This is a genomic window from Bacillus sp. CGMCC 1.16607, from assembly GCF_042683745.1.
Taxonomy (GTDB): domain Bacteria; phylum Bacillota; class Bacilli; order Bacillales; family Cytobacillaceae; genus Pseudoneobacillus.
In genome coordinates, this window is the sequence record NZ_JBHUJX010000012.1 from 47,471 (window position 1) to 68,117 (window position 20,647).

Sequence of the window (20,647 nt, forward strand, 5' to 3'; positions counted from 1 at the left end):
TTTTTTAGATAGGATGATTAGAAAATACTCAAACTATACGTTTTTGACAATTCCTCTAATAATCGGATTCCTGCGATACTATTACCTTTTTCATCTAAGGAAGGTCCAAAAATTCCAATCCCAAATTTTCCAGGAGCAGCTCCCATGATTCCTCCAGAAACACCACTTTTTGCAGGGATGCCAATTTTTATAGCAAATTCTCCTGATGCATTATACATACCACAGGTCACCATAAAGGTTTTACAAATACGGGCTACATCAACCGGTATTAATTGATCACCACTAATAGGATCAACACCGTCCTTCGCAAAAACTAATCCAACTCTAGCCAAATCGAAACAGTTCATTTCAATCGCACACTGTCTAGTATACAGCTCCATTAATTGCTCAACATCCTCATTTATAATCTGGTGCTGTTTTAAAAAGTAGCATAAAGAGCGGTTTAAATGAGCAGTTTCATATTCAGAATGAGCAACTTCCTCACAAAAGCTTAGAGATGTATTATTGGCCAATTTACATGTGAAGTCTAATAGATGCTGGAATCTCTCATCTACTGAATTTCCTTTTAGCATATGAGTAACGACAAGTGCACCTGCATTAATCATTGGATTGAGCGGTTTGGACGGTGCAGTTGTCTCTAATTTCGCTATCGAATTAAAGGGATCTCCTGTTGGCTCCATTCCCACACGTTTAAACACATAGGATGCACCATGGTCCATTAACACGAGAGCAAGAGTAATAACTTTTGATATACTTTGGAGCGTGAACTTTTTCCTTATGTCACCAGCAGAGATACATTCTCCATTCGGATAATAAATAGCAACAGCTAGATCATTTGGATTGGCCTTTCCAAGAGCAGGAATATAATTTGCAACTTTCCCGTTCTTTGTACTTTTCTTTGCTTCTTTCACAAAAGCATTTAATTCATCACTTGAACGACATAGCACGATCATCACCTTCTTTATTATTAATTATATTTCATGATATAGTTGATTTTGGATAAAATCTACTTATAATGACTTCAAAATTTTATATCTAGCATTTTTTTTTTCAGTTGAAGTAAACTTAAAGGGATAGAAAGATAAGTCTTACAACGAATGGAAAAAAAAGCAGAATAATGAAAGAAAAATAAGTGAAACGAGGAATTACATGAGTAAAATCGAAAAGCATAAGCCGATTAAACTAAAAATGACTTTTAGAATGTTAATGGTAATTATTGGGGGATTTATTGCTGCATATGGACTAGAAACAGTATTAATCCCAAATAACGTATCTGATGGAGGGGTGACGGGTCTTAGTATCGTTGGTTCAAAACTATTCGATCTACCACTAGGGGTTCTCATAGCTATAATAAACATTCCTTTTATTTGGCTAGGATATAAGCAAATAGGGAAAAGCTTCGCGATATTATCGATTATCGGTATTGCAGCACTGGCTGTTGGAACAAGTTTAATGCATCATACTCCAGCTATAATTAAAGGGGATACTTTATTAATTACTGTTGTTGGTGGGATTATCCTCGGTTTTGGAATGGGGTTAGCTTTGCGCAATGGTGGTGCATTAGATGGAATTGATATGCTCGCTGTACTTCTATCACGGAAATTACCATTTGGGACAAGTGATCTGATTCTTTTTTTAAACATTTTTGTATTTATTTTTGTATCAACCGTATTTGGTTTACAAGGAGCTATTCTTTCGGCAATAGCTTACTTTATTGCTTCTAAAGTCATACACATCGTTGAAGAGGGCTTAAGCGGCTCTAAAACTTTTCAAATTATCACAAGCCAACCTGAATTAATGGTAGAGACCATACGTGATCGTTTAGGTCGAAGTGCAACATATAAAGAGGTTTACGGTGGTTTTTCCAATGAGAAATTTAAACAAATCTCATGTGTTATTAATCGATTAGAAGAAACCAAACTAAAGGAGATTATTAATGAAATTGACGAAACTGCTTTTGTTACCGTATATGACGTAGCGGAAGTGAAGGGCGGTAATTTCAGAAAGCATAATATTCATTAAGTTAAACCGCAAAAAGGATCTAAAACATTATTTGAAAAAGTCAGAACAATACATATATTAGAGTTGCATGTAATGTAAGTTTTATCCTATAATAAAAAAATCAGTTTATAAGATTAGCTTCACTATGACTAATATTTTCAAGTACATGCTGAGGATTTTCGATTAATTGTCTAATAAGAAGTAATTCGCTTCATCTTAGTAAGAGGAAGGCGGTTACTTCTTTTTGCCATTTTTCCTACCAATGTAAGCCAGAAAGATAACATTATGAGAGGTGACTGTTTAAAGAATGAGCTCCCAGAAACAAAAGTCAGTACACGAACATAAAGATTATCAATCAGAGGTCGAACGATTAGAATTTACAAAGGAATACATCAAAAGTATTTTGGAAATATCGAAAGGGAATAAGGAACAGTTTGTTGAAAATATGAAAGAGGCTTTTGCAGAACTTGATTCATCAGAAAGTAGTTTAGGGTACTTGAACATTCTGACCAATGCTCAGTATTTAGAACTGGCCGAAAGTGAGTTACAACGATTAGAAAGCGTCATCAGTAAACCGTATTTTTCAAGAATAAATTTTACAAACCATAGTGAAAACAAAGAAGAGATTTTGTATATTGGAAAAACCTCATTGTTTGACAGAGTGAATCAAATGCCGATAATTGTAGACTGGAGATCTCCAATTGCCAATGTCTATTATGATGGTCGTTTAGGCGAGGTTACTTATGATGCATACGGAGAAACGCAAAGCGGCTATTTATCTTTAAAGAGACAATACGAAATTGAAAATGGATTGTTAAAAGAAATCAGGGATATTGATTTAACGACACATGATGAACTATTGCAGAAATCTTTATCTGGAAAAGCTGACAATCGACTTACTGAAATTGTAGCAACGATTCAAAATGAGCAAAATGAAGTTATCAGAGCATCTTTACAACATCCTATAATCGTTCAAGGAGCAGCTGGAAGTGGAAAAACGACCATTGCTCTACACAGAATCTCCTATTTTCTCTATTCTTTTGGCTATCGCTTTCCACCAGAAAAATTAATGATCCTTGCACCAAATCGCTTGTTTATTGACTATATTTCAGCTGTTCTTCCTGAATTAGGGGTGAACAAAATTAAACAAACGACCTTTATTGATTTTATGAAAAATTGTTTAGGTAAGGAGATCAAATTATTTTCTCCTAATTCTAAACTAATGAGAATGTTAGAAGAAAACGGAAAAACAAAGTCAATACAATGGATATCAACTTTTAAAGGTTCTCTTGAATTTAAAGCATTAATCGATGGCTACATAAAAGAAATAGAATTGAAATTAGCACCATCACAGGATTTTATCGTCGAAAAGTCCCTATTATTGAGGGGGCAGAAAATCAAAAGATTATTTTTAAAAGAATATCTATATTTACCTATTTATAAAAGAATTGATAAAGTTAAAAACTTATTAACGAATGATTTAAGAATAAAAAAGTCGATTATGCTTTCAAAAATTAATACGAAATATGATGAAGCTTTAGAAAAGGCATTATATACAACTAAGATGGAAGAAGAAAAAAGAAAGCAAAAAGTAATAAAAATCATGGACTTGAAAGAACAAAGATTAAAGAATATTGAACAAGAATCAAAAGTAGCTGTGAAAAATTATATGAGTTCTTTTGTGAAAAAAGATATTTTTACATTATATAAGAATTTAATGACTTCTGAGGAGCTTTTACGAAAATATTCCGATTCACTTTCAGAGAAAGAATGCAAGGCTCTAAGTAAATATTGTCATAAGATTGTTGAAAAGAAAGCATTTGAATTGGAGGATTTAGCTCCGTTATTTTATTTAAAAGCTAAGCTAGAAGGCATCGATGAACCATATAAAATGAAAAGTATTTTCATTGATGAAGCCCAGGACTATAGCTATTTTCAATTTGCTGCATTAAGAGAAGGTTTTGAAACAGAATTGTTCACGATTGTAGGTGATTTAGCTCAAGGAATTCACTCCTACCGTGGGTTACATAGTTGGGAGCCTTTATTAAAGGATATTTTTCCTAATGCCAATTATCAATCACTACAGAAGAGTTATCGAACAACCGTCGAGATTATGCATTTGGCCAATGATATTCTTTCGATAATGGATAAAGACTTACCAAAGGTAGAACCAGTTATTAGGCATGGGGAAAAACCGCGTTTTACAAAAATTGACCCAACAAATTTACAGCAAGTAAGAGAGATACTTGAATACGATATTCAATTAGTGAAGAAAGAAGAGCTTCATTCGATTGCCATTATTGGGCGAACTGACAAAGAGTGTGAAAGAATACATAAAATGTTTGAAAATAGTAACCTTCCAATCCAACTATTAGAAGAAAAAGAAGATATGAAAAAAGGAAGTATTGTAATATTGCCTTCATATCTCTCTAAAGGATTGGAATTTGATGCTGTATTGATCGTAACCCTAGAGGAATCTTATTATGAAGAAGAGTTAGATATTAAATTGCTCTACGTCGCGATGACTAGACCGATGCATAAATTATATCTATATGGAAGTGATCCATCGGACTTATTATTGAATTGGGTGGATTCTAGTAAATTTGATCATTAAGAAATAGTACAGGGACAATTTTTTTTATAACCTAAAAGCAAAAGAACCGTCCCTGTGCTTCACCTGTGCTTCAAGAAAGGAAGATTAGATGAAAATTATTACAATTGGTGATAATGTAGTAGATTGTTATGTAGACCAAGGTAAATATTATCCTGGTGGGAATTGTGTAAATGTCGCTGTCAATTGTAAACGTTCAGGAGCAGAAGAAGTGGGTTATATTGGGGTTTTTGCTACTGATGATAAGGCACATCATTTAAAAAATGTACTAGAACTTGAAGGGGTTTCTTTCCATCGTTCAAGGACTGTTGAAGGAATAAGTGGACAGCCTAGAGTCAATCTTACAGAGGACGGTGACCGAGTTTTTGCGGGTGGTCCTAGAGACACGGTTCAGCATAATGTGAAGCTAAGACTTGTAGCAGAAGACTATGATTATATTAAGAGATTTGATATTTGTCACACAAGTTGCTACTCGTTTCTTGAGGAGGAGCTTTCTAGTTTGTCCGAAAGTATTAAAATTTCCTTTGACTTTTCGGACGAGTACAATGCTGCCTATTTGGAAAAAGTTTGTCCTTATATCTCTAATGGCTTTTTCTCAGGATCTCACTTAAATGATGAAGAAATCGATCGATTAACCGAAGAATTAAAAAAGTACAATTTAGATATCGTTGGAATCACCCGAGGGTCTAAGCCAGCCCTTTTCATTCTTCAAGGAAAAAAATACTATCAAGAATGTTTTGAGGCAGAGATTATTGATACGATGGGTGCTGGCGATAGTTTTATAAGTGGATTTTTAACAGCATATTATAATCATCATAATGTGAAGGATGCTTTGAATATTGCAGCTAGAAATGCAAGTAAGACATGTGAATTTTATGGAGCCATTGGATATCCAAAAGATTGGAAAGAGTCAAAGTAGATCAATAGTTGAAATAAAAAGACATGTTATCAAATAAACATGGCTTTTTATTTTGCTTATTTTATTATATTTAATTATAATACAAGACATAACAAATAAATGGAGGTAAAGCTTAATGTTAAAATTTGATGAGGAATTGTTTCTTAGACTTCTTGAAAACGAAGGACTTGCATTTCGGGAACAGATTGAAAACATAGTAGATGAAATTTCAAAACGGGGCTATAAAAATATATTTATGATCGGTGCTGGTGGCACCATTGCCATGATGTATCCATTTGAATACATATTAAAATCGAATTCAACCATTCCTGTTTATGCTGAAATTGCGGCTGAGTTCATGGTGATGAATCACAGGCATTTTAGTAAAGATTCTGTTTGTATTTTTACTTCAGTGTCAGGAACAACGAAGGAAACAATTGCTGCAGCAGAGTATTGTAGAGATAGAGGGGCAACAACTATTGCTTTAGTAGCAGAACCAAATACACCATTAACAAAACTCGTTGATCACTGTATAACAACAGGGTCCGAAAAACATTCTTTTGACACTTTCTTTATGCTTTTGTACATAGTCGTTTTCCGTTTTATGTATAACAATCATGAATTTCCTAAATATGAGCAATTCACGAAGGAGGTTAATTTACTTCCAAGAGCTATTCTTCATGCTGCTAAATCATTTGATGAAATTGCAGAGGAATTTGCGATAAAACATAAGGATACCGAATACCATATGTTAGTTGGGTCAGGAAACTTATGGGGTAACACTTATTCATATGCCATGTGTATTTTAGAAGAAATGCAATGGATTCATGCGAAATCAATACATGCTGCAGAGTTTTTTCACGGCACTCTAGAATTAGTAGTAGAAGATACTAGTGTTATTTTATTAAAGGGTGAAGATGAGACAAGACCACTGATCGATCGTGTGGAGATGTTTGCCGAAAAGATAACAAAAAACTTAACAATTATTGATACTAAAGATTTTGAAATGCCAGGAATCAGTGAAGAGTTTAGAAAGCACTTTGCTGTCAGTATTAACTGGGCAGTACTTAGCAGAATTAGTGTTCATCTTGAGAATGAAAGAAATCATCCGCTTACCTTAAGAAGATATTACCGACAAATGGAATATTGAAATTTACAAATTCTAGATAATTTAATCAAAGTTTGATAGGAGTGCAAGATAATTGAATTTAAACCCTTCAACTCCCCAGTCATTATATATGCAAATAAGGCAAATGTTGAAGAATGAGATCCAACAAGGAAAATACAAACCAGATGAACAGATTCCAACTGAAGCGGAGCTTTGTGAAATCTATCTGGTAAGTCGAATCACGATCAGAAAAGCAATTGAAGAACTGGTTAAAGAAGGAACGCTTACTCGCGTTCCTAGAAGGGGAACCTTTGTCACTTCAAAAAAAATTCATAATGAATTATTATCTGTTAGCGGATTCTCAGAGTTCAGTTATCAACTTGGCATGATCCCTAATTCGAGGATAATAAGAAGTGAGGTGATACCTGCTCCCGAAGATGTTTCAGTTCATTTAAAGATCGAAGAAGGTAGTCCTGTACTTGAACTAGTGAGACTAATGTATGTAAATGAACGACCTCTTTTCTATGATACCGCCCATTATTCGTTAATACATTTTCCTGGATTAGAAAGGAAAATTACTAGCAATGAGTCCACTTTTAAAATCCTTATGGAAGATTACCATACAGAGATCTTAAGTAACGATAAAATCATTACAGTTATCGGAGCAACACCAGAGTATGCAAAATTACTTGAATGTGATATTGGTGCAAATCTCTTCAAAATACTTAAAATTTCATATGATAAAAACGACGAACCTGTACACCTATCGACTTATATGTGTGAAACGAATAAAGTTAATCTAACAGTTCATCGGGCAAAATAGCAAGGGTTATTATAAGTAGGGGACGTGTCTTTTGCTTATTTAGCCGTTTGAAGAGAAGGAACTGTCTCTTGCTAACTGTTATTATCGATCCATTAATCGTTAGCTATAAAATTGTGTATATCAATAAAAAAGTAATTTGTCATCGATTTAACTTTTTATTAAAAAATAATGAACATATTTTAACTTCGAGCATATATTAACTTCTGTGTGAGATTTCGGAATGGAAGGAAGTTAGAATAATGAACAACAACAACCAAGTAACGATCGTGAGGAAGAGCGAGAACAAAGATGGGGGAAGCGGAAAGAAGATCATTGAATGGAACGTATCCGATCCAACTGAAAATATTTATGCAGTAGTGACACCTGTTAAAATGAATTAAGAGATAAAGATACTATCTTTTGTACGGAAGCATACATATAAAAGATGGATCCTCAGTAAATCGAGAAGAAGCAATTGCCAAATCTTTATTAGGAGGAGGCGGTTGCTTCTTTTTTATTGATTGTTTTTTCTAGTGAAAAGCTTAAAGCTGTTCTGAAACGAGCCTAAAATTAATATAAAAGAGTGTGTTTTTTATGATATTGGATACTTTAAAAGAGAGTCATAATCAAGTTTGAGGTGAAAATATTTAATGATAACAAAGAGGCATTTAGTATTTAATCTTTTTGTAATAATTATACCGTGGTTGTCATTGTTATTTATAGGAAAGCGTAGTTTATAACGTTATTCCTTAACGGGCGTTATTATTGTTATTTTTGAAATTATCAATCATCTGTATGAACACAAGCGGAAGTGGAAGTTTTATGATAAGTGAAAATCATTTATAAGGGATGAACTACCTTTTAGTGTTGGACCTTATATGCCACTTTCAATGTGGTTGCTTAAAATTTCGTTCGGTAACTTTAAGAAGTTTGTGATATTAAATGCTATTTCTGATGGACTATTTGTTTTTATATTCATAGATGTTCTAAAAAAATTCAAAATCATACGTCTAAATCGATTAAATCATTTTCAGTTTTTTATTTACTTACACTATAAAGCATATTTATTATATAGAATACAATATTTATTTGAGAAAAAAGATCTGGTCTTATAGTGGTTTGGTATCATTTTTTCATATTTCATAATAAAAGAAGCATCAAGAAGAAAGGTGTGTTTTCCTTTTAATCTTGATGCTTTTCGTTTGACAATGATTCAATCTGTTCATTTACATCGAATGGAAGGGTTTCTTTTCTAACATAACGAATTAATATAAATCAAATACAGAATTACGATTGGGGGAAAAAATGAAAAAAATAGTTTGGTTTGGAATGATTATTCTCACCGTTTTGCTAATTTTATTCGGTGCATATAAACTAATGAATGCGAGAACTTTTCAATTATTTGGTGGATTAACTTATAAAGTGGAGACAAATCAAAAGGTTGTTGCCTTAACCTTTGATGATGGTCCAACTAAAAAAGTGGATGAAATTTTACCATTATTAGCTCAATATAATGCGAAGGCAACCTTTTTTCTAATTGGAAATGACATGGAGAAGTATCCAAAGGAAGCGTATAAAATAGTTAAAGCAGGGCATCAAATTGGCAACCATACATATTCACATGATCGTATGGTATTAAAATCACCTTCTTTTATTAAGAAAGAAATCGAAAAAACCGACGAATTAATTCGAAATGCTGGTTATGAAGGTGAAATCGATTTCCGACCTCCGTATGGAAAAAAACTTTTCGGATTACCCTATTACCTATATCGACATAACAAAGAAACAATCACTTGGAATTTAGAGCCTGACACATTTCACAGCTCTTCTTCTGATAAAGTAAATTATGTGATGGGAAATATTCAACCAGGGTCAATTATTTTAATGCATCCTATGTATGTGGACAATGGGGAAGAACTTAAAGTAATCGAAGAAATATTAAATGAACTTACGATCAAAGGATATCAGTTCGTAACTGTAAATGAACTACAGAAATTTTAAGTCGTAAATATAATTATTTACGGCTATACCACATTTTCCCCTCAACGAATAGGAATAATGAAATATAAAACAATAGTGATGGAATAGTTAAAAGTTATCAATTAATAAATTGACACAACACCAAAAGGTGTTATAATCATATTTATGACACCTTTTGGTGTTATAACTAAATGGAGGTATTATTATGCAAACTCAAGAAACACTACCAGAAATTCGTAAAACAATTATACTTAATGCACCGATTGAAAAGGTTTGGAAAGCAATTGCAACATCAGAAGGCATTGCTGCATGGTGGATGCCTAACACTTTTGAACCTGTTTTAGGAAAAGAATTCATTCTTCATGCTGGGGCTTACGGTGATTCACCGTGTAAAGTGACAGAAATCGATCCACCGAACCGAGTTGGTTTTAACTGGGGGAAGGACTGGCATCTGGCCTTTGAATTAAAACAAGTTGATGGAAAAACAGAATTCACATTGATCCATTCTGGATGGGATCCAGCAAAAGCTACTGAATTTGGACAACCACACTCGGTGGTTCGCGGTTTTATGGAAAATGGTTGGGAGAAAATCGTCAACGAAAGTCTCCCAAAATATGTAGAGGCATAAAATGTTCTTAATGGAGCCAAAGCACGATGTATTTCAGGCAATAGCAGATCCAACTAGACGTAAAATTTTAACATTACTTGCCGACGAGGAAATGCCGATTGCTGCGATTACTGAATGCTTTCCAATTAGCCGAACTGCCATTAACAAGCATCTAGGCGTTTTATTCGATGCAGGTCTAGTAAGTAGTCAAAAGGTTGGACGGGAAACGAGATATAAACTTCAAGCAGATCCATTAGTCGAATTAAAGCAATGGCTTTCATTTTTTGAGAATTACTGGAATCAAAAGTTATTCGATCTGAAAGAATTCGTAGAAGGGGATAACGATATATTAGAGTAAAAGATCGCCAAGTTGGCGATCTTTTATTTTGAGTTATTGAAATCAATTTTTTACAATTCGGTATGGGTGAGAATAGACGTTAAAAGAATTTCCACGAATAAAACCAACAGCGGTAATATTCAAATCGTCTGCTAATTTAATTGCTAAATCAGTAGGGGCAGATTTTGATAGTACGATTCCTACTCCTATTTTTGATGCTTTGACAAGAACTTCTGAGGAAATTCTTCCACTGAAAACAATAATTTTATTTCGTACTGGTACTTGGTTGATAATGCTATATCCAAATAATTTATCTAGAGCATTATGTCTACCGATGTCGGTCCGGCCAACTATAATTTCATTTTTAGTACATAGTGTTGCATTATGAACCCCACCTGTTTTTTGGAAAACGGCGCTATTGTTTTGCATTTCATTCATGAGATGAATGCATTGAAGAGCAGTAATCGTTGTTGTGTCAGTGGATGTTTTTGCTGTTCTCGCATCATTATGAAAATAAAATTGTCGACTTTTTCCACAACATGATCCAATAAATCGTTTGGAATAATATTCTTGACTAGTAACTAAATTGGCGTGTAAATCCACATAGGCATATCCGCGACTTTGATCAATGTTAAGAGATTTAATATCTTTATAAAAACGTATGACTCCCTCAGATGCTAAGAAACCAACGACCATCTCTTCAAAATGCATGGGTGTACAGACTAAGGTTGCAAACTCATTACCGTTGACATATATGGTCAAAGGAAACTCCGTTACGATATAATCCTCAACATCAAAAAACTGTTCTTCCGAATATCGATTGATTTTCTTTTCTACACTTACATTTAGTATCGTCATATCCATATCCACTCACCCAATTTATAATTTTAATAAAAATATAATCACATCATGAATAAATAAACAAGAATAATAGATTAATAACAATATTATTTTTACTGCATATATAGTGCAAAATTGTAATAAACTATTGTTTTTCCTCTAGTTAGCGTCATATATTTCTCAATGTGATCTGGTAAATAATCAGAAAATTTTTGAAAATAGAATTGCAGAAAAAAATTGTACGTGTTATGATTTTTCTAAAGTTCATAAATTTGTCACATTTTGATTCGAGATAGCGTTCCTGTCTTCGCTTTTAAAATGTTTCAAGTAATGTAAGCGATTTACTGTTGGTCTGATAGTAGCGATTCCTGCTAGAAACTAACCGTCAAATGACTTTAAAATGTGCATCTTTTACTATGCCATTTTAAGGAAGTTGATGGTTTTTTTGTTTATTTTAAAAATTAGAGGAGGGTGAATAGGTGGAAAAGACAAAAAACCGATGGCTTATTGCTACATCAGCAGTTGGTATCCATATTTCAATTGGGTCAGTGTATGCCTGGAGTAATTTTACGAATCCGTTAATCAATGAATTTGGATGGACAGCAAAGCAAGTACAATTTACGTTTAGTTTGGCTATTTTATTTCTAGGATTATCTGCAGCCTTTCTTGGACATTTTGTTGAAAAATATGGTCCAAAGAAATCAGGCCTCCTTGCAGCTGGTTTTTTCGGGGCTGGAATTATAGGATCTGGCTTTGCAGTTAATCTTGGTTCACTACCGTTACTGTATATTACTTATGGGGTGTTGGGAGGAATTGGATTAGGGGTAGGTTATATTGCACCTGTATCCACGTTAGTCAAGTGGTTCCCAGATCGCAGGGGACTTGCAACAGGTCTTGCCATTATGGGGTTTGGTTTTGCTGCAGCCATTAGTAGTCCAATTATGGATGCCTTAATTAAATCTGTCGGAACATCAAATACGTTTTTTATTCTTGGAATTTCCTATTTTGCTATTATGTGTCTATCATCCTTATATTTAGAAAAACCTGCGGAAAATTGGTTTCCAGCTGGATTTAAAGAGAAAGTGAAAGCAGGTAAATCAAGAATCAAAGAAGATTTATCCCAATTAACTGCAAATGAAGCAATCAAGACGCCAAGATTTTATTATTTATGGTTGATGTTATTTATTAACGTAACGTGTGGGATTGCGATTCTTTCTGCTGCAAAACCACTTTCACAAGAGAGTATTGGACTTACTACAGCTGGAGCTGCAGCACTTGTTGGTGTACTAGGATTGTTCAATGGTTTTGGTCGAATCGGCTGGGCAACGATTTCTGATTATATCGGAAGACCTAACACCTATACGATATTCTTTGCCACACAAATTGTACTTTTTGCAGCATTACCACATACAACGAACGCATTCCTTTTCCAAGCGATGTTAGCTATTGTTTATACGATGTATGGTGGAGGATTCGCAGCGATTCCAGCTTATATCGGGGACTTATTCGGGACAAAGCAGCTTGGAGCCATTCATGGAAACATTCTGACGGCTTGGGCAGCAGCTGGTTTAGCAGGTCCAATGTTTGCAGCTTGGATGAAGGATGCAACAGGTAGTTATGCAACGAGTTTAACTTTCTTTGCGGGATTGTTTGTTGTTGCTTTAGCTATATCTCTACTAATTCGTCGAGATATCAATCAATTACGAAAGCAAAACGCATCTAGAGGAACGAAAGATTCACTTGTAAGTTAATAATCTTTTATAATGAATCATAGTGTGATAAAATACCAATCATTATAACCTCTAGTATGTAGGATGATATTATGAAAAAATATGAAGCGGAATTTAGTAATTTGGTGCGCTCTTTCAGAAAGAAACATATGGGAAAGGGACCAAGTAAAATTACAACAACTTTTTGTAAAAACTGGGCAATCTGTGAGATGGAAGGAAATCTATCTCCAGTTGAGAAATTTATAGCCAGTGCGGATGAAGGCAAACAGGCATTGCGGGCAGCGAGAACTGAGATGGTCAAAGAAATGTATCGAAAAAATCCTCCTGTTGAAATGGAAGAGTTCCTAGGTAGTAAATTAATTGATTTATTCGTAGATATTGATATTGACCGCGATTTTGGAATGTCTATCTTCGTTTTTGATCAGGATCTTCAGGAGAAATTTTCAAAATGATAGGTCTGGCACTTGGCAGCGACCCTGCTAAAGACTAACCACCGTATCACTCTGGGGGAGAAAACTTCCAGGGATTCGGTGGTTTTCTCTTTTTATATGGTTCGTTTAGAAATGTTCAATTAGATAAAACAGAAAAATTAAATAATAATTTCTCTATTATATAAAGATTTAGAAGAACAGGTAATAGGAGTGGAAATCATGGGTAAAACAAAACATACTGGACCAATTAAGTTGAGCAAAAAACCAACACCGAAGTTATGGGCTAGTCTTGCTCCAATGGGTTTAGGGAAAGTAAAACCACATCATATTCGTGATACGATGAAGGTCGCGTGGGAAAATCGTGATAATCTTCCTTATGCATATCGTATATTGACACAAGGAGTTTGTGACGGCTGTGCACTTGGGGTTTCTGGTTTATATGATCAAACCCTTTCTGGACCACATTTATGTACGACCCGTTTAAATGTATTGCGTTTAAATACAGCACCTGCCATTGACCCGAAATGGTTTGAGAATATAGAGGAATTGCGAAAACTAAATAGCACTGAATTACGCAAGCTCGGTAGAATACCTTATCCACTTTCTCGTAAGAAGGGAGAATCCAAGTTTACTAGAATTTCGTGGGATGAAGCACTTAACCGCATTGCTGGAAAAGTGAAACAAGTTGATCCTAAGCAGATGGCGTTTTATTTAACTGCAAGAGGAATCACGAATGAAGTATATTATACAGCCGCAAAAACAGCACGTTTTTTAGGAACGAACAATATTGATAACGCTTCCCGTATTTGTCATTCACCAAGTAAAACAGCTTTAAAGCGCTCTCTTGGGATTGGTGCATCTAGCTGTAATTATAAGGATTGGATCGGAACAGAAGTCCTAATATTTTGGGGATCCGTTGCGGCGAACAACCAACCAGTATCAACAAAATATATGTATGCTGCAAAAAAAGCTGGAACGAAAATTATAATGATTAATCCATACCGTGAACCTTCAATGGAAAACTACTGGATTCCATCGATTGCCGAAAGCGCTTTATTCGGCACGAAAATCGTAGATGATGTGTACCAAGTAAACATAGGTGGAGATATTGCCTTTATGAATGGTGTCATGAAGCACTGGTTTGAAATGGAGGAAATGAATCCAGGTTCAGCAATTGATCATCAATTTGTTCGCGATCATGTGAATGGCTTAGAGGAATTAAAAAGTCATTTAAAGACACAAAACTGGGCAGAATTGGAAAAATCTTCGGGCTTAACGAAAGAGAGAATGCTAGAGTTTGCGGAGTTACTCGCACGATCGAAATCGGGCATCTTTATTTGGAGTATGGGCCTAACACAGCACCGATTCGCAACCGATAATATTTCACAAGTGGCAAACCTTGCCATGCTACGTGGTTTTATTGGACGGGAAAAATGTGGTGTGATGCCTATTCGTGGACATAGTGGTGTTCAAGGATCTGGTGAAATGGGGGCGGATCCATTTGTGTTACCTGGTGGAGATTTTGATGAAAAGAATGCAAGACGAATTGAAGAAATATGGGGATTTGAAATACCTAGATGGCAAGGGGATTCAGTAGGGCAAACAATTGAAAATGCTGTTTTACCCGATGAACATGAGCGTAAATTAAAGCTTTTCTATACAAGTGGTGGCAACTTCTTAGAAACAATGCCAAATCCTGATTTTATAAAGGAAGCACTGGAGAATGTAGAGATAAGGGTGCATCAGGATATTATTTTCAACAGCTCAACTTTGGTCGATGCAAAAGAAGAGGTCATTATTCTTCCAGCAATGACAAGATATGAACAACCTGGTGGAGGGACGTCGACAAGCACCGAAAGAATGGTTTATTTTAGTGCTGAAATTAAAGGACCGAGAATGGATGAGGCTCGTTCTGAATGGGAAATTTATGTGGATTTAGCTAGTAGGGTTTACCCTGAGAAAAAGCATCTCATACATTTTGAAACAGCTGCTGATATTCGAAAAGAAATTGCTGTCGCAAACCCGAATTACGATGGAATTCAGTATTTAAAGGAAAAAGGTGATGTATTTCAATGGGGTGGGGCTTGGTTATGTGAAGGTGGCATTTGTCCTACCCCGGATGGAAAAGGAAATTTATTTGCCATTGATATTCCAGAAAACCGAAAAACGGAAGGCCAATTTTATGTAACCAGTCGCCGTGGGAAACAATTTAACTCAATGGTATATAGTGAAATCGATCCATTTAATGGTGGGAATCGCTATGACATCATCATGAATGGTCAGGATGCAGTAGAACTAGGGATTCGTGAAGGTGATTCCATTGTCACTTATAACCAATACGGCATGTATCAAGGAACAGCGAAATTTGAGAATATCAGTCCAGGAAATATTGCTGTATATTGGCCTGAAGGAAATGTCCTTTTACCAAAAGGTGTATATGAGAAATATGCTCATATACCAGAATATAATACATCAGTTATCGTTGAAAAAGCCGAACTTTTCCACGCTCAAAAGGACCAACATTATTTAGAGAAAAGAATTGAAGATTTAGAAATGGGTGCGGATTAGACAAATTATAGAGGGAAATAGTTTTTAAAAAGTATTGGATCTAACGGCTAATCGCTTAAATAATATTTTAGCGCCTGACTTCGTAGTGTGTAACAACACCAAGAGTCGGGCTCTTTCTCTAGGTATTACATTATTATGGTGTTATTCCATCTGGTATAATAAGTTTAACCAATCGAAATTAAAGGCGTGATGAACTTGAGTAAAAATGAAAAGTTAGGTTTATTGTTAGATGTGGAAACAACTGGATTAGGTCCCGATTCCGATGAAATCATCGAGCTAGCTTTGATGTTATTTTCATATCAGACGGATACAGGAGAAATTTTAGATATTAAAGATAAAGATTCTTTTTTAAGAGAACCGATTTCCCAATCAGCGAAATACAATTACGATCAAGCATACAGAGTTCATGGAATTTCATATGATACCGTACGTGGTAAAAGCTTTCAAGATAGCAAAATTATTAAATATTTTACTTTTGCAGATGCAGCAATTGCTCATAATGCTTCCTTTGATCGTAGCTTCCTTTATCGCATGTATCCTGAAGTAAATGAACTAGATTGGTACTGTTCGATGAGAAATATACCTTGGAAAGCATACGGGTTTCCTAATAGTAAACTCCTGACTCTTCTACAATCACACAAAATAACCAATTTTCAAACCCATAGAGCGATGGACGATATTACATACTTAATGGAATTGCTTAAGAAAACGAATCCACTGGGAGACTGCTATATGAAAGATCTTATTAGTAAACGGCCAATGCGAAAATATCAGCCTGCTTCTCAAGGTTATTTAGGATAGTTTGATTGAGAATATATTTGATATTGTACCTTTGTTCCACTAAGTAAAACGTGTCTGGATCATAAATTAAATCAAGACCTTAAACCCTGAAAAGTATTTACTTTAATTAACTAAAAGACTATTCTTTAACTATTAAATGGTTAAATATAGACGATCTTAAAGGGTGAAAACGAAATGGATAAAAGATCTGCTCTGATAGCTGGAGCGACTGGTTTGGTAGGAAATGAATTACTTCATATCTTAATAAATAGTCAAAAATATGAAAAAATTGTTGCTTTAGTTAGAAGACCTCTTGAGGTTAAACATCCAAACCTAGTTGAGATAATTTGTGATTTTGACCGGTTAAATGAAATCGAGCAATATTTTACTGTTGATGATGTGTTTTGTACATTAGGAACCACAATCAAGAAAGCTAAGACAAAGGAAGCAATGTATCGGGTTGATGTAGAATACCCGATTGCTATTGCAGAATTGGGGAAGGAGAAAGGTGCCAAACAATTTCTGATCGTAAGTTCTTTTCAGGCAAATAAAAATTCACAATTATGGTATCAAAGGATGAAGGGAGAACTTGAGGAGAAACTAAAAATAATTCCCTATGAAGCGATGTCTATTTTTCAACCTAATCTACTGTTAGGGAATCGTCATGAGTTTCGCTTGATCGAAAAAATGGCTATAAGTATTGTTCGTGGTTTAGGACTTATATTTGGTAATCAATTAAGGAACCGTATCGGAATAGAAGCGAAGACAGTAGCAACTGCAATGTTTCTGGTTGCTCAGAAAGAACAAAAAGGCATCCAAAACTATACGGCTAAAGATATGGAAAAATTCCCAAAAATCTAACCCATTAGTAGCGTGATCTATTAAGCAATTTTTAAGAAGAGAGTAGGCTAGGAAAAGAAGAAAAAATACAAATAGTGGCAAGAAATCTTCTTAAACTGGGTATGGATTTGAGGTTACAGGATTAAGTGTTGAACAAATAAAGGTTTCTAAAATATATAATTTTTGCACCTGAACCTTATGAAATAATGAACATGCGGTCAGGTGCTCTTTGCATAAATGGGGAATGACTTATTTCTATTCATAAAGAAACTACTAATATGAGTTTTCATTTCCCACCTATATCTATAAAAATTTCATTTCATTTTTGAAAAGCTCCAAATCAATTTGATGTTTCGAACCAAAATTGTTACTACAAATTATTAACTAATAATTCCTTTCTATGACAAAATGGGCCAAGTCACCACGATAAATCGTTTTAGAGTATTCGATAACGGTATCATCACTCAAATAAGCAAGTGTATCAAGCATAAAACAAGGATCACCGATGTTGATTTGGAGTTTTTCAGCAGTGGCTAAATCAGCGATAAATAACTCTAATGTCTCCACAGTCCTACTAATCTTCAATTGAAATTGCGTTCCTAATAGTTCATATAATGATTTTTCACATTCGAGTTTATTTAAGCCTGGGGTTTTATACCAAGGCAAATAAGCGATTTCATATTGAATCGGGTCATCATTAACAAAGCGAACCCTTTCAAGCATATTAACAGGTTCACCCTCTTCTATTTTTAAGAGATCACTAAGATACTCATCAGATGGAATCACTTCAAGATCTAATACTTTAATTATAGGTTTCTTTCCTTGCATGGTGATTTGTTCAGTAAAATGCTTTACCGTTGTAGTTAAAATTTGTTTAACTTTATTTTGGGAAACAAAGGTACCGCTTCCTCGCTTTCGGTATAGATAGCCCTCCATACTTAACTGCTGCAATGCTGTTCTTACGGTTGTACGACTGACTCCATATTTTTCGCAAAATTCAGCCTCAGTTGGAAGCTGAGAGTGTGGTTTATATTCACCTACGTTAATTAATTGAATGATTGCATCCTTTACTTGCTGGTGAAGAGCATGATTATCTTTAAATTCCTCCATTAGATCAACAGCCTCCCTAGTACCTATAGATTAACAGAAAAAAAGTAAAAAAAGTACTAACAAATTTAAATTTTCATACAATTGTAATAACATATATAAAATTGTATTGAGATTCTGTTAATTGTTATCACATTTAAGTTATTTAACAGAAATATTTTCCTTTTCGATTCCATCTGTATATAGACTGGAGGTGAGTTTATTTTCAAATATTATCATTCAAAGTTCAAAGTAATTTCTAATTGATTGATAAGGATCGCATTTATTGCTATTGTTCAATTTTTTGTAATCGCTTTCAATGTTAAGGAGGTCATTCTTTGAATATTTTATTGTGCTGCTCTGCTGGAATGTCTACAAGTCTTTTAGTTTCTAAAATGGAAACAAGTGCAAAAGCTCAAGGGGCTGAATGTAAAATATGGGCTGTTGGCTCTACAGAAGTGATACAGCAAATGGAAAACGAGAAAGTGGATGTATTGCTTCTCGGACCACAAGTACGTTTTTTGCTTACACAGTTAAAATCGATGGGGGAAAAGAAGGGAATTCCTGTTGATTCTATTAATCCAATGCATTATGGCCTTTGTAATGGTGAAGAAGTATTAAAGCAAGCTATTAAACTAATAAAAGGGGAGTAGTGACATGATGATATTTATAGATAAGTATATAATGCCGTTCGCTAATAAACTGGGTAATAACAGGCACCTACTTGCAATCCGTGACGCATTAGTTGGAATGATTGCCATTACTATGATTGGTTCATTAGCTGTTTTATTAAATAACCTAGGTTCTGTACCTGGAATTGGAAAGTACTATAATCGTCTGATGATATCAATATTTGGTGAAACATGGACAACACTTGGTGGAGATATTTGGTGGGGGACATTAGCTTTTTTGACCGTTTTTGCGGTGGTAGGGATAGCCTATAAACTAGCAAGATCATATGGAGATGATGGTTTTGAAGCCATGCTTGTTGCGGCAGCAGCTTTCTTCGTCTTAATACCTCAAGTCGCCAATGTTTCTATCACACCCGAGGGTGGAGAAGCCGTTTCTGGTGGTGCTTGGGGTGTGATTAGCTGGAATTATTTTAATGCAACAGCCCTTTTCACAGGTATTGTTGTTGCCATCATCGCCACAGAAATTTTTGTTCGTTTAGCAAAAGTAAAATATCTGATTATTAAGCTGCCTGACGGAGTACCTCCAGCTGTTGCCCGCTCCTTTGCAAAACTACTTCCAGGAATGATTACCATCTTCACCATCGGTTTATTTGGACTTATTTTACGAAAATTCATCAGTAACGGTGCTTACCTAAATGATTGGTTGAATTCAGTTTTAGTCACTCCTCTTACTGGAGCGGTAGATTCCCTTCCATTTGCTATGTTAATTGTTTTCCTAGTACACGGATTTTGGATGATCGGTCTTCACGGACCCAATATACTTGGAGGGATTACCACCCCGTTAATGACAAAGCTCGGTCAAGAAAACGTGAACATGTATGCCCAAGGTGTGAAAGATTTAAGTGAATATAATGTACTTGCAGGGTCATTTTTAGATGCCTTCGTTTATCTTGGTGGTTCTGGTGCAACTTTAGGGTTGTTGGTGGCCATGTTTATAGCTGGCCGAAAACGCAATAAACAATTATTGGCTTTAGGGACTCCTCCTGGAATATTCCAAATTAATGAACCAATCCTTTTTGGTTTACCTATTGTTTTAAATCCAATTTGGTTTATTCCGTTTATTTTAAGCCCTATTTTAATGACGATTATAGCCTATTTATCCATTAGTCTTGGGATTGTTCATCCAGTTGTTGCTGATATTCCTTGGGTAACTCCAGCTATTGTTGGTGGATTGCTCGCTACAGGAGGGCATATTTCAGGAGCTATATTAGCAGCTGTAAACCTAGCTGTTTCTATCCTTATTTATCTTCCATTTGTGTTTGCTCAAGGAAAAATGGGTGCTAGAAAAGAAAAGGAAATTACAAGTACACAATCAGATACGTTAAACATCTAGGAT

General features: G+C 34.9%; 19 protein-coding genes. 16 read left to right on the plus strand and 3 right to left on the minus strand.

From position 1 onward, the window contains the following. Window positions 1-17 precede the first annotated feature (17 nt). A complete protein-coding gene (gene glsA, locus ACFSO7_RS07430; RefSeq protein WP_377876670.1) occupies window positions 18-947 on the minus strand; it encodes a glutaminase A in 930 nt (309 codons plus the stop codon). 202 nt (window positions 948-1,149) lie between these two features. Between glsA and ACFSO7_RS07435 the strand changes: the two genes are divergently transcribed. The 9 genes from ACFSO7_RS07435 to ACFSO7_RS07475 all read left to right on the plus strand — a co-directional run bounded on the left by ACFSO7_RS07435 (window position 1,150) and on the right by ACFSO7_RS07475 (window position 10,365). Then, window positions 1,150-2,022 carry a YitT family protein gene (locus ACFSO7_RS07435; protein ID WP_377876671.1) on the plus strand — a complete coding sequence of 291 codons (873 nt, stop codon included), beginning with the start codon at window positions 1,150-1,152 and terminating at the stop codon, window positions 2,020-2,022. Between the two features lie 286 nt (window positions 2,023-2,308). Next, window positions 2,309-4,615, plus strand: coding sequence for an RNA polymerase recycling motor HelD (helD, locus tag ACFSO7_RS07440; protein WP_377876672.1), 2,307 nt, complete (start codon window positions 2,309-2,311; stop codon window positions 4,613-4,615). 88 nt (window positions 4,616-4,703) lie between these two features. Next, window positions 4,704-5,531, plus strand: coding sequence for a PfkB family carbohydrate kinase (locus ACFSO7_RS07445; protein ID WP_377876673.1), 828 nt, complete (start codon window positions 4,704-4,706; stop codon window positions 5,529-5,531). Between the two features lie 115 nt (window positions 5,532-5,646). Continuing rightward, a complete protein-coding gene (locus tag ACFSO7_RS07450; protein WP_377876674.1) occupies window positions 5,647-6,660 on the plus strand; it encodes an SIS domain-containing protein in 1,014 nt (337 codons plus the stop codon). A 52-nt stretch (window positions 6,661-6,712) separates the two neighbouring features. Then, window positions 6,713-7,441: a UTRA domain-containing protein gene (locus ACFSO7_RS07455; RefSeq protein ID WP_377876675.1), complete on the plus strand. Its 729-nt coding sequence runs from the start codon at window positions 6,713-6,715 to the stop codon at window positions 7,439-7,441. Between the two features lie 239 nt (window positions 7,442-7,680). Further along, complete coding sequence (locus tag ACFSO7_RS07460) at window positions 7,681-7,821, plus strand: hypothetical protein (protein ID WP_377876677.1); 141 nt, start codon at window positions 7,681-7,683, stop codon at window positions 7,819-7,821. A 904-nt stretch (window positions 7,822-8,725) separates the two neighbouring features. Further along, window positions 8,726-9,421, plus strand: a complete 696-nt coding sequence (locus ACFSO7_RS07465) for a polysaccharide deacetylase family protein (protein WP_377876678.1) — start codon at window positions 8,726-8,728, stop codon at window positions 9,419-9,421. 184 nt (window positions 9,422-9,605) lie between these two features. Next, window positions 9,606-10,028, plus strand: a complete 423-nt coding sequence (locus tag ACFSO7_RS07470) for an SRPBCC family protein (RefSeq protein WP_377876679.1) — start codon at window positions 9,606-9,608, stop codon at window positions 10,026-10,028. A 1-nt stretch (window position 10,029) separates the two neighbouring features. Beyond that, complete coding sequence (locus ACFSO7_RS07475) at window positions 10,030-10,365, plus strand: ArsR/SmtB family transcription factor (protein ID WP_377876680.1); 336 nt, start codon at window positions 10,030-10,032, stop codon at window positions 10,363-10,365. A 42-nt stretch (window positions 10,366-10,407) separates the two neighbouring features. Here the strand turns inward: ACFSO7_RS07475 and fdhD are convergent, their stop codons facing one another. Continuing rightward, window positions 10,408-11,202: a formate dehydrogenase accessory sulfurtransferase FdhD gene (gene fdhD, locus ACFSO7_RS07480; RefSeq protein ID WP_377876962.1), complete on the minus strand. Its 795-nt coding sequence runs from the start codon at window positions 11,200-11,202 to the stop codon at window positions 10,408-10,410. A 461-nt stretch (window positions 11,203-11,663) separates the two neighbouring features. Between fdhD and ACFSO7_RS07485 the strand changes: the two genes are divergently transcribed. The 5 genes from ACFSO7_RS07485 to ACFSO7_RS07505 all read left to right on the plus strand — a co-directional run bounded on the left by ACFSO7_RS07485 (window position 11,664) and on the right by ACFSO7_RS07505 (window position 17,554). Then, complete coding sequence (locus tag ACFSO7_RS07485) at window positions 11,664-12,935, plus strand: L-lactate MFS transporter (protein WP_377876681.1); 1,272 nt, start codon at window positions 11,664-11,666, stop codon at window positions 12,933-12,935. Between the two features lie 71 nt (window positions 12,936-13,006). After that, the gene (locus ACFSO7_RS07490) at window positions 13,007-13,366 is read left to right on the plus strand and encodes a Na-translocating system protein MpsC family protein (RefSeq protein ID WP_377876682.1); all 360 of its coding nucleotides are present in this window, start codon (window positions 13,007-13,009) and stop codon (window positions 13,364-13,366) included. A 198-nt stretch (window positions 13,367-13,564) separates the two neighbouring features. Beyond that, a complete protein-coding gene (locus ACFSO7_RS07495; RefSeq protein WP_377876683.1) occupies window positions 13,565-15,913 on the plus strand; it encodes an FdhF/YdeP family oxidoreductase in 2,349 nt (782 codons plus the stop codon). A gap of 189 nt (window positions 15,914-16,102) precedes the next feature. Then, window positions 16,103-16,714, plus strand: coding sequence for an exonuclease domain-containing protein (locus ACFSO7_RS07500; protein ID WP_377876684.1), 612 nt, complete (start codon window positions 16,103-16,105; stop codon window positions 16,712-16,714). A 174-nt stretch (window positions 16,715-16,888) separates the two neighbouring features. Continuing rightward, window positions 16,889-17,554, plus strand: coding sequence for an NAD-dependent epimerase/dehydratase family protein (locus ACFSO7_RS07505; protein WP_377876685.1), 666 nt, complete (start codon window positions 16,889-16,891; stop codon window positions 17,552-17,554). A 363-nt stretch (window positions 17,555-17,917) separates the two neighbouring features. On the opposite strand, the gene ACFSO7_RS07510 is transcribed toward ACFSO7_RS07505, so the two are convergent. Continuing rightward, window positions 17,918-18,643 carry a GntR family transcriptional regulator gene (locus tag ACFSO7_RS07510; RefSeq protein WP_377876686.1) on the minus strand — a complete coding sequence of 242 codons (726 nt, stop codon included), beginning with the start codon at window positions 18,641-18,643 and terminating at the stop codon, window positions 17,918-17,920. 314 nt (window positions 18,644-18,957) lie between these two features. On the opposite strand from ACFSO7_RS07510, the gene ACFSO7_RS07515 reads away from it, so the two are divergent. Next, window positions 18,958-19,272, plus strand: coding sequence for a PTS sugar transporter subunit IIB (locus ACFSO7_RS07515; RefSeq protein ID WP_377876687.1), 315 nt, complete (start codon window positions 18,958-18,960; stop codon window positions 19,270-19,272). 4 nt (window positions 19,273-19,276) lie between these two features. After that, the gene (locus ACFSO7_RS07520; RefSeq protein WP_377876688.1) at window positions 19,277-20,644 is read left to right on the plus strand and encodes a PTS sugar transporter subunit IIC; all 1,368 of its coding nucleotides are present in this window, start codon (window positions 19,277-19,279) and stop codon (window positions 20,642-20,644) included. The last annotated feature ends 3 nt before the right edge of the window (window positions 20,645-20,647 follow it).